The sequence below is a fragment of the Pelosinus sp. IPA-1 genome (genome assembly GCF_030269905.1).
Lineage (GTDB): Bacteria > Bacillota > Negativicutes > DSM-13327 > DSM-13327 > Pelosinus.
The window spans coordinates 89,159-103,722 of the sequence record NZ_BSVC01000003.1; the positions used below are offsets into that span (position 1 = coordinate 89,159).

Genomic DNA, 14,564 nt, shown 5'->3' on the forward strand with positions numbered 1-14,564 from the left:
TAAAAAAATGGAGAGGAGGAAAGAAAATGTCACCTGCAATTATAACCCTATTGGTTCTAGCAGTTGTCTCACTGTTTTTTGTGACAGAAGTCATACCGCTAGCTGTTGCAGCCATGGGCGGAGCTATCGCCTTGGGAGTACTGGGCGTTATTCCCATGAATATGGTATTTTCCGGTTTATCCAACTCTACCGTAGTTTTGTTTGCTGGTATGTTTGTTATTGGCGCTTCCATGTTCCATACTGGGTTGGCTCAGAAGATGGGGGAATATGTCGTTAGAAAAGTAGGTACTAGTGAAAATGGACTAATGTTTGGGACGATGTTTATTGCGGCTGCAATTTCATCGGTGTCCTCTAATACGGGCACGACTGCCGCTCTAATGCCGGTTATTCTCGGTATTTGTGTCGTGGCAAAGATACCTGCTTCTCGCCAGATGATGCCCCTTGCTTTCGGGGCTGGTTTAGGCGGCATGATCACCCTTGTCGGTACTCCGCCTAATATTATTGCTGCTGGCGCATTGAAAGCAGCTGGCTACGAGCCCTTTGGTTTTTTTGAGTTTGCCTGGATTGGTATTCCTCTGACTGTAGTAGGTATCTTATATATGATGTTTATTGGTAAACACCTGTTACCAAAGGTTCAGTTATCCACCAAAATTGAGATTGACGAAGAAGCAAAACAAGAAGCAACAGCTACTTCCCACGACTCTAAAAAGCAATGGATTACTGCCATTACTTTGGTTGGCGTTGTTATCGTTATGGCTCTTGATCTTAAGCAATTCCCCCTAGAGATCGCGGCAGTGATTGGTGCGATCATCTGCGTGCTTGCCAAGTGCCTGACAGAAAAGGAAGCCTATTCCGGTATTGACTGGGTTACTATCTTTCTATTTGCTGGAATGATGCCTATCGCGACTGCTATGGAAAAGAGCGGCGCTGGTAAATTAATTGCTGATGTAGTTATTAGTGTATTAGGTGATCAGCCTAGCCCTATGTTTGTCACTGCCATTCTATTTATACTTTCCGGCGGTCTGACTCAGTTTATGTCTAATACTGCCTGCACAGCGCTATTGGCGCCCATCGGCATTTCCATCGCCAAAGGAATTGGCGCTAGTCCCCAAGCCGTACTAATGGCGATCGCCATTGCTGCTTCCTGTGCCTTTGCCACACCGGTTGGAACGCCGCCGAATACGCTAGTACTCGGCCCTGGTCAATATAAGTTTATGGACTACGTGAAGGCTGGGACTGGTTTAGTATTTGTCTGTTTTATTGTATCAATTATTATCATTCCAATGGTTTGGCCATTCTTTCCCGGTAAATAGTGAAGAATAAAGGCCGGCTGTAAACGGCCGGTCTTTCCAAAGTGAAAATTGTTTATTTCTATAGATCGGAGAGGAAAAAGAATGTTATCTACAAATGCATATCTTGCCTTGTCCGTGTTTTTGTGTGTATATGGGATTATCATTTCCGAAAAAATACATAGGACAAAGATTGCGCTTTTAGGAGCGGTGGGGATCATTTTGTTAAAGGTAGTATCTCAAGAGGAAGCAGTTAAAGCTATCGACTTCAATACCTTAGGTCTGCTCATTGCGATGATGATTATTGTGGCGATTACGCGACAAACTGGTATTTTTCAGTTTTTAGCTGTTAAATCGGCAAAAGCTGTAGATGGCCAACCAGCACAAATTATGATTGTATTTTTCGCATTCACCGCTATCGCTTCGGCTTTTCTTGATAATGTGACTACAGTACTACTTTTGACGAGCATTACTTTTCCCATTGCCGCTATTCTTGAAATCAACCCTATTCCCTTCTTAATTGCCGAAATCCTTGCTTCCAATCTAGGGGGAACGGCTACGTTAATTGGCGATCCTCCTAACATTATGATTGGTGGGGCGACAGGATTAACCTTTAATGATTTTGCGTTAAACCTGACCTTGCCAGTAATGATTAGTAGCATAGTTACATGCTGGCTATTATATTTGATTTACAGGAAGGACTTAGTTGTTTCCCCTGAAAAACAGGCGTCGGTAATGACATTGAACGAATATGAATTTTTATCAAACCCGGCGTTATTGCGTAAATCATTGTTTGTTTTAATGTTGACAATGATTGGGTTTGTCGCTCACGGCTCTCTGGGCTTTGAATCCGCTACGATAGCGATGGCTGGAGCCGCTATACTGCTCCTTGTTAGTGGTATGGAGCCGGAAGAAGTCTGCCGCGAAGTGGAATGGTCGACTATATTCTTCTTTATTGGTCTGTTCATTCTTGTCGGAAGTTTGGATATCACGGGAATTATCAAGTTAGTTGCCGAGTGGGGGTTAAGTTTAACCGGCGGTGATATGGTGGCAATGAATTTTTTGATTTTGTGGTTATCGGCCATTGCCTCCGCTTTTATTGATAATATTCCCTTTGTGGCAACGATGATACCTTTGATAAAAGCGGTTGCGCAAATTGGCAATGTTGATGTTACTTCTATGTGGTGGACTTTATCGTTGGGAGCTTGTCTTGGTGGTAATGGTACTATTATTGGGGCTTCGGCTAATGTTGTTGTTGCAAGCATCGCCGCCGCCCATGGAAGACCCATAAGTTTTGGATACTACTTTAAAGTTGCTTTTCCATTAATGCTGGTATCCATTGTTATCTGTAACATTTATATTTACATGATATATTTGCGTTAGGATTCAAGAGGGAAGGTATGTTTAAACAGAGAAACTGCGTTAGAAAGGAGGAATTGCAGATGGATATTTATACTTACTTTTTCTTTTCCTATGGTCTAACAGCAATTATCGCACTTTTTACAGTTGGAATCATTTTGTTGGTCAATAAATTTCTAAATAGGCTTCAAGAAACTGGCAAATAAGTTTACAGTAGTAAAAATAGGAGATGAAATGGCATGGTTGAGGTATTACACAATCTATTTCCCGGCATTTTCTCGTTTTTTGTTCAGGACACTGGAATCATACTGGCTAGAATTTTTTTAATAGCCTTTGGTTTCGTTCTTGCTTATCTTGGTTTTAAGCGCACCCTCGAACCGCTGATCATGGTCCCCATGGGGATCGGCATGATTTCTATAAATTCAGGGGTCTTATTTATGCAAGGCGGCGGTATTGGAAATATCTTTCTTGATCCTTTGGTATCAGATCCTGCAGCGCTCGTAAATATTATGCAGGTAAATTTTCTTCAGCCGATTTATAATCTTACCTTTAGTAATGGACTCATCGCCTGTCTCGTCTTTTTTGGAATTGGTGCGATGAGTGATATTGGTTTTGTTTTGGGACGGCCTTGGGCTAGCATTACGGTTGCCATATTTGCAGAGTTCGGTTCCTTTGCTACCCTTGTTATCGGATATAAGCTAGGTTTGCCTATCGGAGACGCGGCGGCAGTTGGCATCATTGGCGGTGCAGACGGTCCAATGGTGCTATTCACGTCACTCATGTTAGCACCAAAATTATTTGTTCCTATTTCAATTATAGCCTATTTGTATCTAAGTCTAACCTATGCTGGATATCCCTATCTGATTAAGCTCTTAGTACCGGAAAAATACCGTGGTTTAGCGGTTCAAGTCAAACATGTAGATATTCCCCAAAAGCAAAGATTTATGTTTACCGTCATAATGTGTTTTGTATTATGCCTCTTGCTGCCAGTAGCCGCTCCGCTTATCATGTGTTTCTTCCTTGGAGTTGCTATCAGAGAGGCTGAAATCGAAGCATTTCAACAATTGCTTGATAGTACAATTCTCTATGGTTCTACACTTTTTTTAGGTTTATTGCTCGGGATTCTTTGTGATGCAAAAACCATTATGAATCCAGAAGTGGGAATTCTTGTACTTCTTGGCTGCCTTGCATTGTTACTCTCTGGCATTGGTGGTTTAATCGGTGGTTGGTTGGTATATTGGTTTAGTAAAAATTACAATCCAGTGATTGGTATTGCGGGTGTCTCCTGCGTGCCTTCGACGGCGAAATTAGCCCAGTATGCCGCCAAAGAGGCCAATCCGGCAGCCATGATTCTTCCACTAGCACTCGGAGCAAACATTAGCGGGGTTATAGTAACTGCTATCGCGACAGGAGTATTCATTTCTACGGTTAATCTTGTTAAGTAGCCTAGCCAGTTTTTTATTTGGATGTAAAATAGATTTGCCGTCAACAGATGGTACTTAGAAATCCTATCATCTTTTAACGGCGAAGGCAGCTTAAAGGATTTTTTTAAAATAAGGCTTCAGGCTGTGAAATTATTTTAATGAAAGTAGACAGGGGGTTGCTTGGGATAAGGTTTCTTGCTGATCTCTAATAAAATAGTTACTTTTGGAAATAATATTGGTAAACTAAAAAAAAGGAGATTCGGCATGAAACTTATTGCAGTAGGGGATTTGGCACCAGACTTTGTTGTAAAAGATAATAATGAAAAGGACATATGCCTATCAGACTACAGAGGAAAAAAGGTGCTACTCTCTTGGCATCCCCTTGCTTGGACACCCGTTTGTACTAAACAAATGAAGGCACTGGAAGCTAATTTTGAAAAATTCAAAGAGGCCAACACCATTCCCCTAGGGTTTAGTGTTGACTCCTCGCCGTGTAAAAAAGCTTGGGCAAATGAGCTTAATATTAGGAATGTCAGCCTCCCTGCGGACTTCTGGCCACACGGAAAGGTCGCCCAAGATTATGGTCTTTTTCTTGATATAGATGGATATTCTCAACGTGCCAATGTTCTCATTGATGAAAAGGGTAAAGTCACATGGGTGAAGGTTTATCCTCTGGAGCAGTTGCCTGATATAAATGAAGTCTTAAACATTTTAGCCAATTCACAAGCCTTATAATAACTTCAGCTAGTTCCTTCTGTCACTTCAATTATACTGTTAGAGATGATACTCAGGTTCGTATCATTTATGATACAAGAACTCCTGCCAAATTTTGTTTTAATTTGGCAGGAGTTCTTGTATTATATGGGAAATGTAGATGTATAAAAGTAAGTTTCGCTTAAAGATGGCAACTAATTTCCAGAAGAAATAGCAGTTAGCGATAATGAAAGGAGTTTTTAAATTTGAAGACAATTGCAGTATTAACTGGTGGTGGGGATTGCCCCGGATTAAATGCAGTAATAAGGGCAGTTTATAAGACTGCACATTCAAATGGGATAGAGGTCTATGGGGTGAAAAATGGGTTTAAGGGTTTAGTTGAGGATGACTTATCTGTGCTTGGTCCTGAAAGCGTTTCTGGTATATTACCTCGTGGAGGAACAATATTAGGGACTACAAATAGAGATAATCCTTTTAAATATCAGTGTATCGATCAAGGCGAACTTGTTTACAAGGATATGTCACGGCAAGTTCTATTTAATCTTAAACAACGAGATATAGAAGCCTTAATTGTAATTGGTGGTGATGGGACACTTAAGATTGCAAGTAAAATTGCAGAATTAGGATTTCCCGTAGTTGGTGTTCCAAAGTCAATTGATAATGACTTACCTAAAACAGAGAGAACCTTCGGCTTCGATACAGCCGTTAGCATCGCGACAGAAGCGTTAGATCGATTGCATACAACTGCTGAATCCCATCATAGGGTAATGATCCTGGAAGTAATGGGACGCTATGCTGGGTGGATTGCTCTTCATAGTGGTATAGCTGGTGGAGCGGATTGCATTATAATTCCTGAGATTCCTTTTAAGTGGGATTCGATTATAGAGAAAATTAAGTTACGACAGCAGAAAGGAACTTTGTTCAGCATTATTGTAGTGGCCGAAGGAGCTAAACCTATTAATGGCGATTTATCCGTAGCTAGGATAGTAAATAATTGCCCTGAAACAATACGATTAGGTGGGATAAGTGATAAAATTGCTCACGAGTTAGAAAATTTACTGCCGGTGGAATGTAGATCTACAGTATTAGGCCATCTTCAACGTGGTGGTAGTCCGACTGCGTATGATAGGGTATTGGCTACCCGATACGGTGAGGCTGCGGTAAATGCAATCATTAATAAAAAATTCAAGACAATGGTGGCATTACAAAATAACGAAATTGTCTCAGTCAATTTAATTGATGTAGTTGGAACTCCATACTTAGTTCCAACTACGCATGATCTGATTACAACTGGACGATCTCTGGGAATTTCTTTTGGTGACTAAAGGAAAAAGGGAATTTACCGCTTATTCCTAAATGGCTTGTTTTATCAATTGCGTAGATCGCTTAAATGCCTTGTATGTCATATAACTACAAACTAAATATTAATATAAATTTAATGAATTCCTAACGCAGCAGTCCCTCGGACAACCTATACTGGAAGGAGAAGATGTGCTCAATAAAGGGGAGGGATTCTGTTGAAAAAATATTATGTCATAGACACTAATGTTTTGCTGCACTCACCGAATGCTCTATATGCTTTTAATGAACATACAGTGGTAATTCCCGAAGTTGTTATTGAAGAATTAGATCGATTTAAGCGAGAATCAACAGAACGAGGTGCTAACAGTCGCCACGTTAGCCGCATTATTGATAATATGCGTACCCAAGGTAATCTGTTAGAAGGAGTACCTTTAAATGATAATGGTGGAACTCTTATTCTAGAGTCCAATCATACAGCTACGAATATGCCTATTTATTGGGAAAAGGATAAAGCCGACAATCGTATTCTACAAGTTTGTAAGGGACTGGTCGAGAGCGGCCAGCAGGCTGTTTTGGTGAGCCGCGATACCAATATGCGTGTCAAGTCATCCATCCTGAAAATTCAGGCTGAGGATTTTCGTAATGATAAAGTTTCAAGCATTGAGGAGCAATACACTGGTCGTATAATTGTTTATACCTCTAGTGACGTAATCAATGCTTTTCATGAAGATGATAATCGGTGGATAGATCCTGATAAACTATATATTTTCGATAATCAGGCAGGTATATTAATTCCTGCCACTTTTATTACCAATCAATTTCTGCTAATAAAGTCAACAGATAATGACCGCCATACCGCGCTAGGTAGATTTGACGGCAAAAAAGTAATTCACTTACAATATCAAAATCGTAATCCATTTGGAGTGGTTCCTAAAAATGTGGGTCAAATTTTCATGCAAGAATGCCTCATGATGAGTGCCGATGAAGCACCTCTAGTTATTCTAAAAGGAATTTCAGGAACTGCTAAGACTTTTTATTCCTTAGCAGTAGGACTTTACAACTATATGGAATGCCGCCCCAAACAATATCAGCATATTCTTATCTGTCGTCCAAATTCAATGCTAGACGAGGGAATAGGCTTCCTTCCTGGAACAGAGGCTGAAAAAATCGAACCCTACATGCGAGCGATTAAAGATAATCTATTTACATTAATGTCAGGAAGTTCTTCTATGGAAGATAGAGACGTGCTGCAAACGGAAGATACGGTTAACATGCTCTTTGAGAAACGTATCATTCAAACAGAAGCATTAGCATATCAACGAGGTCGGTCACTACAAAAATATTGGGTCATCTTCGATGAGATGCAAAATGCCACTCCCCGCCAATCCAAGGCCGTACTCACTCGTCCTGGTCTCGGTACTAAAATAATTTTACTTGGAGATCCAGCGCAAATTGATAATCCTTTACTGGATAGCCAATCCAATGGTTTAAGCTATGCTAGTGAAAAAATGATGGGATCAAAATTATGTTTTCAAGTAACGATGTTACCAGAAGAATGTGAACGATCTCCCTTAGCAGCTGAAGCTGCAATGAGGTTATAACAAAAAAATAAGATCAATATAGGGGAAAAGTACAAAAAAGGACTGTATGACATTGATTTGTCATACAGTCCTTTTTTGCGGAATCAGAAAGTATAAGTTTTTTGGGGTAAAACCATTGAACCACAAAGACGCAATGCTGCGGTGCAGCACACAAAAGAGTACGTTAGACACAGAGAACGCAAAGATGCACAAAGAACACAGAGACATTTTTATTCTACCCCTCTGTGTTCTCCGTGTCCGCGTAAGCGGCTTTGTGTCTTTGTGTTTCAAAACGTCTATCTTTTAAAAGGACGCGTAGCGTTTTCCTTAACCTAAACGCTTAGCTATGTACAGTCACTATTTTAGCTTCACTACAACTGATAATTCTAGTATCATTATCTATCTTTGTTCGTAAATCTACTTTTCCTCCCCAAAGATCAACAACATATTTGATAGTTTCTTGTGCGTGTTTTAACTCTAATTCCCGATTATCGTAGATATGCTCCAAAATTAAGGTACCATTTTCTACTGATAAGGGCTGTATTACTGGTATACTACCTAAACCAACAGAATTAGCCAGATTATCTCGCACAGCTCTCCAACCATCTTCATTAGATACTTCTGTAACGACAATATTGCCATCTTGAATACCATAGGAGAATAATTGCAGCTCTTCACACAATTGTTGGTTCAAATGCCGGCGTATAAAAGACTGATCACGATCCTCAGACCGTATGTCCATAATTTTTTTCCGCCCGCCGGGTTGTTTATCCAAGTATTCAAAGATTTTAAATCCTACAAAATAGGGATTAATCCTACCTTGGTGAGGGCAGATTACCAAATTATGAAGTTTCAAGAATTCCAAGTGGAGACCCTGAGGTAAGCCCAGCTGATTCATCAACTGATAATGCCAATAGCTGGCCCATCCTTCATTCATAATTTTTGTTTCTATTTGAGGAATAAAATAAATGGATTCTCTTCGAACGATATTAATCAAATCACGTTCCCATTCAGTCAAATTTCCCCTCTCGGCTAGAAAAGCTAATAAGTCATCTTGCAGCCTTTCTGGTATAGGTTGATTTGCCTCTAAGTTACGTTGTACTTTATCAGGTTGTTTTCCTTCCCCATTGCGGCTCACTTGAAATTTAAGTCCGTGGGCAGCATTCAAAATTCGTTCTACCTTGTCTGGTCCAATACTTGGGTCTTGTATGTATTCTCGTATGCGATTGGCATGGGTTTTAAACATATCAACTTCTATATTAGCTCGTGTATCACGCTTGAATAAACGGTTATTCTTAAAAAAATCATTATGTCCGTATACATGGGCCATTGTTAAAATTTGAGTCAGCAATGTGTTATCTTTCATAAGATAGGCAATACAAGGATCGGAATTAATCACTAATTCGTAAGGTAAGCCAACAACGTTATATTGATAAAGACTTTTTTGTCTATCGTAGGCTTTACCAAAGCTCCAGTGTGGATAATGGGAGGGGATACCTAAATATGCCTCATAGCACAGCATATCTTCATAACTGCAAATTTCAAAGTGTTGCTCATAACAGTCGAGTCCTGCAGCTATAACCAACTTCTCAATTTTTTCATTCCAATCTTCTAATTTGTTTATGCTATAGTCTGACATCAGCTATTCCCTCCGGGAGTAGATTCCTTATCTAGAATTTTCCTAAATGCTGGCCAAATGTCTGCCTTACTATTCATAGTTACTATAACGAAATTATCTAGACTGAGGTGCTTCTCATATTCTTTGCTTATAGAGCTGGCATACATCTTATTGGTATTAATTTCGCAATACCCAAATAGATTGCTGATATTACATAGCTGCCTTACCAAATCAACAGCTTTACTATTATCTTCACTCCAGTTATCACCATCGGAGCAATGAAATGCATAAATGTTCCAAATGCTTGGATTGTATCGTTGTTCAATAATTTCTAGAGCTTTGGTATATCCACTGCTAATATACGTTCCGCCTGTCTCGCCACGGTGGAAGAAGTCATCTTCATTCACTTCGTGGGCTTCTGTCGTATGGGCTATAAAGGCAACCTCAACATGTTCATACTTCCAGCGAACAAACTGGTACAGTAGAAAATAAAAGCTACGGGCTAGATACTTTTTAGTTTGATCCATCGATCCTGATGTGTCCATAATACAAATGATGATAGCATTCGAATGTTTACGAACGTCTTCTTTAATCCGGCTATATCGCAGGTCATCCTCATGAAAAGGTATGCGATCAGGTATAGGCTCTGCCTCGCTGTCCTCGGGGTCTCGTTTGGTCATTTGTGTTCGTTTAATTTTTTGGATGGTTGATCTTTTTTTATTTAAGCGTGGCGAGATGCCCTTGCGTTGAAATCCTGAGCGCTTAAACTTGTATTCTGATTCGATCAGGGCGAACTTTTTTCGCTCTATATCTGGTAACTGTAAGTCTTCGAAAAGATAATTTGTAAGTTCTTCGATTGTAACTTCCGTCTCATAGACATCCTCACCAGGGTCATTGCCTGGTTGCCCCAGTCCTGCTTCTTGCTGCCCGTTGGCTTTACCGAGCACCTGACCTTTTTGTTCCCCGCCAGTCCCTGTACCGGTACCGCCAGTATTTTTCCCGTAAATAAATTGATATTCTTTAATACCCTTAATGGGGATTTTAATTTTTTTATCCTTACTTTGCCCAATAATACTTTCCTCGGCGATAATATCGCCCAAATTCTTTTTTATACTCTCTTCCACCAATTGCCGGTGGCGTTTCCGGTCCCACGCTGAACGGTCGGACTGACTCATATCCCTATCTTTAAAAATAGCCACAATCTACTACCTCCCTAGCACGAAAGCCCTTAGTCCTTCCAGAGATTATTGGCCGCATATTTTAAGATGACATTACAGCAATGATCACAATAACCGTTACATTTCATTTCTTCTTCCATGACATTATATTTAGAATCTTGTTCACCATCCCGCACCCTGGCCTTGGTGATAATACGGGATAATTCTTTGACTGCAGCCGTTAATTTCTTCTCGATTGCTTCTTTTAATGGTTCATAGCTTTGGTAATCAATTGTGCCTCCATTACGTAATAACGAGAACATATAAGCAGTAACATCCTGGCGAAAACCACGTGCGGATGCATTGAAAACACCAATCTGTTCCTCTATGGACTGAAGGAACTTGATGTCAGGTTCTAACTCTTCTCCAGTATTTTTATCTTTGATCTTAGTTGAGTTAGCAAACGCTTCAGCATGATCTAAATAATTATTAAACAAGCTTTCAGCCTGTTCGCGATACCCGTGTATAAAAGCACGTGTGATTTCTTTTTCGAGGATTTTGTGATATTCCTTTTTAATTGTATCTTGCAAAAAGCCTAAATACCGTTTTTTATCATCCTCTGCAATGACCATTTCCTTAACGGCTTTAATTAGATTATCTAGAATACTGATTGGGTTGATACAATTATTCTCTGATTCAGATAACGCCACATCGATCGCTTTCATAATAAAACGAGTAGAAATACCAGTCATACCCTCTCGGTTGGCTTCATCCCGCAACTCGAAAATATCTAACTTTTTAGTGGAGCCGTTTTCGACGATTTCCTCGCCGTTATATATTTTCAACTTTGTCAATGGATCAGCCTTAGTTGATGGTGTTAACCGAGTTAATATTGCAAACATGGACGCCATTTCAATGGTATGTGGGGCAATATGAGCATCAAAATTACTATTTTTTAAAATCTTTTGGTAAATCTTTACCTCTTCATCCAATTCTAAACAATAAGGAACCTCAATTTTAACAATTCGATCTAAAATAGCTTCATTTGTATGATCTGATTTAAATTTATTCCATTCCGCTTCATTCGAGTGGGCTAAAATAATGCCATCAAAATAAATCATTGATCCTTTGCCAGGAGATGTTATCGACTTTTCTTGTGTAGCAGTTATCATGTTATGCAAATACTCAACATCATTTTTAAAAACCTCAATAAATTCAACCAAACCTCGATTGCCTACATTAAACGCCCCGTTTAGCGACAATACCCTAGGATCATCTTCCGCATAAAGATCCATTTTAGAAATATCAACAGACCCAATGAGTACCGATGTATCTTGGTTATTCGGGTCAACTGGTGGCACCATGCCAATTCCTTTACGGGCTCGAGTGGAAAATTCAGACGTTGTTATGGGGAAGCGTTCAAACTCACCATGATATTCATTTTTTAAGCGATAGCGGCAAATGGGACAAAGATCACCCTCAATTTTTACCCCTAATAATTGCTCAAATTTAGGTCTGAGATGCTTAGGAATTAAATGTAATGGCTCTTCCCGCATTGGGCAATCTTGAATAACATATATGGGAGGACTCATTTCTAAAGCCCGCTTTAATGCTTCCAAGATAGAAGATTTACCTGCCCCAACGGGTCCAACAAAATAAAGCACTTGGCGAGATTCTTCCCCCTTCATGCCTGCAGAATGGAAATAACGCATAATTTTCATAATTGTTTTGTCGATACCATAAAAATCGTTTTCAAAATATGTATAGCGCTTCAATACATCATTACCGTAAATTCGTTTTAGCCGAGGGAACTCTTCAGTTTTGATTGTTTTCACACCATTCGCAACCAATAGCTCATACATTCGCTGATGTGCTAAAATAGACACCTTGGGATTTTCCTTAACGACGTCCAGATAATCAAGAAGCAAACCACTAAACTGTTGATGTTTCTTTGCCTCCCGATCCTTTTTTATCAATTCGTCAAAATCAAAGCTACTCATTGCTCGCCCCTCTCCTTAACTTTTCATTGTAAAAGCTAAGTTGCAATTTAGAATATACATTCCCAAATGAATTTGCCTTTTTATCATGCTGGTCATAAAATAATGCCATGCAATATCTTTTATGCGATTATAAAGATGAATAAATCAAGAGGCTTCATGGGGAATTTATATACTAGATAGATATGCAATTCCTTACAGTGAATAGCACTCTAAATTAATTTATTTAAGCTTCTTTAGAAGTTATCGCAGCTTGATGTCTATTTCTACGCTTGTGAATTATAGAGGGTTCCCTAGAAATTTGGCGAATTTCATACATATAATCGTACATTTATAAATATTATTATATTTGAAGGGCGACATCTGGAATGGCGAACTACAGCTATTAAAAATAAGGTAGCATAAAAGGACTACATACGATAATTTCTGATTTGTTAGAGGAGGGTGTAAATATGAGTAATACAAAAGAAGTACAAGACCGTTCTAGGCTGCAGCAAATTGCACGACAGGCTATGATAGACCGGGGGCTCCTTCCGGATTTTTCTGTTCAGGCAATTGATCAGCTTAACGGAATGGATAGTAATATTTCTAACTTTGAAGAGTCGACACAAGATCTTAGGAATTTTTTGTGGTGTTCCATTGATAATGATGATTCAAACGATTTAGATCAACTTACCACTGCGATAGAGATGTCAGAGGGAGCTGCAAAGATTTATATTGCGATTGCCGATGTTGATGCCTTCGTCAAGAAGTCCTCGGCAATTGATGATCATGCAAAGCATAATGCCACTTCGGTCTATACCGCTGCGCAGATATTCCCCATGTTACCTGAGAAAATCTCGACAGATATTACCTCGCTTAATTATGAAGAAGATCGCTTTGCTCTCGTGGTTGAGATAATCATTGCCGAGGATGGAACGATGCAAAGTTCGCAAATTTATAAAGCCATAGTCCGTAATCATGCAAAGCTTGCATATAATAGTGTTGCGGCTTGGCTCGAGGGTAGTGGGCCTATGCCTGAGGCAATTGGTGCAGTCAATGGCCTTGCTGAGAACATTTTACTGCAGAATCAAGTGGCAAAGAAATTAAAAACCCTCAGACATATGCACGGAGCGCTTGATTTTGAAACGATAAAAGCTCGCCCTGTTTTCCACGAAGATAAGATCAAAGACTTAGAAGTTGAAAAACGGAACAGTGCCAAAGATATAATTGAGGATTTCATGATTGCGGCAAACAGCGTAACTGCGCGTTACCTCACAGATAAAAAATTTCCGTCAATACGACGTGTTGTTCGCAAGCCCAAACGCTGGGAGCGGATTGTTGAAATTGCTGGGGAGTTAAACTTTATACTGCCCAAGGATCCCGATTCAAAAGCATTAGATCAATTCCTGGTCTTAGCAAAAGCCACCGATCCGCTTCATTTTCCCGATCTCTCTCTTAGTATTATCAAGTTACTAGGACCTGGTGAATATGTTGTAGAGCTTCCAGGCGAAGATTCTATCGGGCATTTTGGTCTCGCAGTCAAAGATTATGCTCATTCCACGGCGCCGAACCGTCGCTATCCAGATTTAATCACCCAGCGATTATTGAAAGCAGCAATATCAGGAAGTCCTATTCCTTATGAAAATGAGGAACTTGTAACGCTAGCAAAGCACTGCTCGGAAGCTGAGAATGCAGCGCAGAAAGTGGAACGGCAGGTCGAAAAATCCGCCGCTGCCATTCTTCTTGAATCGAGAATTGGAGAAACCTTTGATGCGATTATCACAGGAGCAGCTGATAAGGGGACTTGGGTTCGTCTGCTGCACCCACCCATTGAAGGGCGATTAGAAGGTAACTTTGAGGGAGAGGATGTCGGTCTTAGGCTTCGCGTACAACTAATTCGCGTTGATGTAGAACGGGGTTATATCGACTTTAAAAAGGTAAGATAAAGGATAGTTAGTGCGCCGCATCATTTACAATAACGACCGAACTCCTGCTAAAACTCGTAGAATTTAGCAGGAGTTTCCTATTATATGGAACACGGACAAGGGAAGAGGGTATTATGGTGGTTATTGGGAGAATAGAATAAAAAAATCCTAGAATCACTGGCGAGTCATTGGATAAAAAAGAGGGCAATATATAGCA

General features: G+C 39.9%; 11 protein-coding genes. 8 read left to right on the forward strand and 3 right to left on the reverse strand.

Annotated features, from left to right (window positions below; genetic code table 11):
- Positions 1–26: 26 nt before the first annotated feature.
- The 7 genes from QSJ81_RS07210 to QSJ81_RS07240 all read left to right on the forward strand — a co-directional run bounded on the left by QSJ81_RS07210 (position 27) and on the right by QSJ81_RS07240 (position 7,689).
- Positions 27–1,313 (forward strand): SLC13 family permease, encoded by a 1,287-nt coding sequence (locus tag QSJ81_RS07210; protein ID WP_285716734.1) that lies wholly within the window; start codon positions 27–29, stop codon positions 1,311–1,313.
- 81 nt (positions 1,314–1,394) lie between these two features.
- On the forward strand, positions 1,395–2,672 hold the full coding sequence (locus QSJ81_RS07215) for an ArsB/NhaD family transporter (protein ID WP_285716735.1): 1,278 nt from the start codon (positions 1,395–1,397) through the stop codon (positions 2,670–2,672).
- Positions 2,673–2,731: 59 nt separating this feature from the next.
- The gene (locus tag QSJ81_RS07220) at positions 2,732–2,854 is read left to right on the forward strand and encodes a hypothetical protein (protein ID WP_285716736.1); all 123 of its coding nucleotides are present in this window, start codon (positions 2,732–2,734) and stop codon (positions 2,852–2,854) included.
- A gap of 33 nt (positions 2,855–2,887) precedes the next feature.
- Positions 2,888–4,093 (forward strand): Na+-transporting malonate decarboxylase, carboxybiotin decarboxylase subunit, encoded by a 1,206-nt coding sequence (madB, locus tag QSJ81_RS07225; RefSeq protein WP_285716737.1) that lies wholly within the window; start codon positions 2,888–2,890, stop codon positions 4,091–4,093.
- A gap of 243 nt (positions 4,094–4,336) precedes the next feature.
- Positions 4,337–4,807, forward strand: a complete 471-nt coding sequence (locus QSJ81_RS07230) for a redoxin domain-containing protein (protein ID WP_285716738.1) — start codon at positions 4,337–4,339, stop codon at positions 4,805–4,807.
- Between the two features lie 224 nt (positions 4,808–5,031).
- On the forward strand, positions 5,032–6,111 hold the full coding sequence (locus QSJ81_RS07235) for a 6-phosphofructokinase (RefSeq protein ID WP_285716739.1): 1,080 nt from the start codon (positions 5,032–5,034) through the stop codon (positions 6,109–6,111).
- A gap of 192 nt (positions 6,112–6,303) precedes the next feature.
- Positions 6,304–7,689, forward strand: coding sequence for a PhoH family protein (locus tag QSJ81_RS07240; RefSeq protein ID WP_038666477.1), 1,386 nt, complete (start codon positions 6,304–6,306; stop codon positions 7,687–7,689).
- 319 nt (positions 7,690–8,008) lie between these two features.
- Here the strand turns inward: QSJ81_RS07240 and QSJ81_RS07245 are convergent, their stop codons facing one another.
- Genes QSJ81_RS07245 through QSJ81_RS07255 form a run of 3 tightly spaced genes read right to left on the reverse strand, consistent with a single transcriptional unit; the run spans position 8,009 to position 12,443 of the window.
- Positions 8,009–9,307: a SpoVR family protein gene (locus QSJ81_RS07245; RefSeq protein ID WP_285716740.1), complete on the reverse strand. Its 1,299-nt coding sequence runs from the start codon at positions 9,305–9,307 to the stop codon at positions 8,009–8,011.
- Positions 9,307–10,485, reverse strand: a complete 1,179-nt coding sequence (gene yhbH / locus QSJ81_RS07250) for a sporulation protein YhbH (RefSeq protein ID WP_285716741.1) — start codon at positions 10,483–10,485, stop codon at positions 9,307–9,309. The genes QSJ81_RS07245 and yhbH overlap by 1 nt, the downstream gene beginning before the upstream one ends.
- 29 nt (positions 10,486–10,514) lie before the next feature.
- A complete protein-coding gene (locus QSJ81_RS07255) occupies positions 10,515–12,443 on the reverse strand; it encodes a PrkA family serine protein kinase (protein WP_285716742.1) in 1,929 nt (642 codons plus the stop codon).
- A 449-nt stretch (positions 12,444–12,892) separates the two neighbouring features.
- Between QSJ81_RS07255 and QSJ81_RS07260 the strand changes: the two genes are divergently transcribed.
- The gene (locus QSJ81_RS07260; protein ID WP_285716743.1) at positions 12,893–14,368 is read left to right on the forward strand and encodes an RNB domain-containing ribonuclease; all 1,476 of its coding nucleotides are present in this window, start codon (positions 12,893–12,895) and stop codon (positions 14,366–14,368) included.
- The last annotated feature ends 196 nt before the right edge of the window (positions 14,369–14,564 follow it).

Excerpts from the sequence above, each read along its gene's own strand:
- QSJ81_RS07210 (WP_285716734.1), top strand. The coding sequence starts at position 27 with ATGTCACCTGCAATTATAACCCTATTGGTTCTAGCAGTTGTCTCACTG.
- QSJ81_RS07215 (WP_285716735.1), top strand. The coding sequence starts at position 1,395 with ATGTTATCTACAAATGCATATCTTGCCTTGTCCGTGTTTTTGTGTGTA.
- QSJ81_RS07220 (WP_285716736.1), top strand. The coding sequence starts at position 2,732 with ATGGATATTTATACTTACTTTTTCTTTTCCTATGGTCTAACAGCAATT.
- madB (WP_285716737.1), top strand. The coding sequence starts at position 2,888 with ATGGTTGAGGTATTACACAATCTATTTCCCGGCATTTTCTCGTTTTTT.
- QSJ81_RS07230 (WP_285716738.1), top strand. The coding sequence starts at position 4,337 with ATGAAACTTATTGCAGTAGGGGATTTGGCACCAGACTTTGTTGTAAAA.
- QSJ81_RS07245 (WP_285716740.1), bottom strand. The coding sequence starts at position 9,307 with ATGTCAGACTATAGCATAAACAAATTAGAAGATTGGAATGAAAAAATT.
- QSJ81_RS07255 (WP_285716742.1), bottom strand. The coding sequence starts at position 12,443 with ATGAGTAGCTTTGATTTTGACGAATTGATAAAAAAGGATCGGGAGGCA.
- QSJ81_RS07260 (WP_285716743.1), top strand. The coding sequence starts at position 12,893 with ATGAGTAATACAAAAGAAGTACAAGACCGTTCTAGGCTGCAGCAAATT.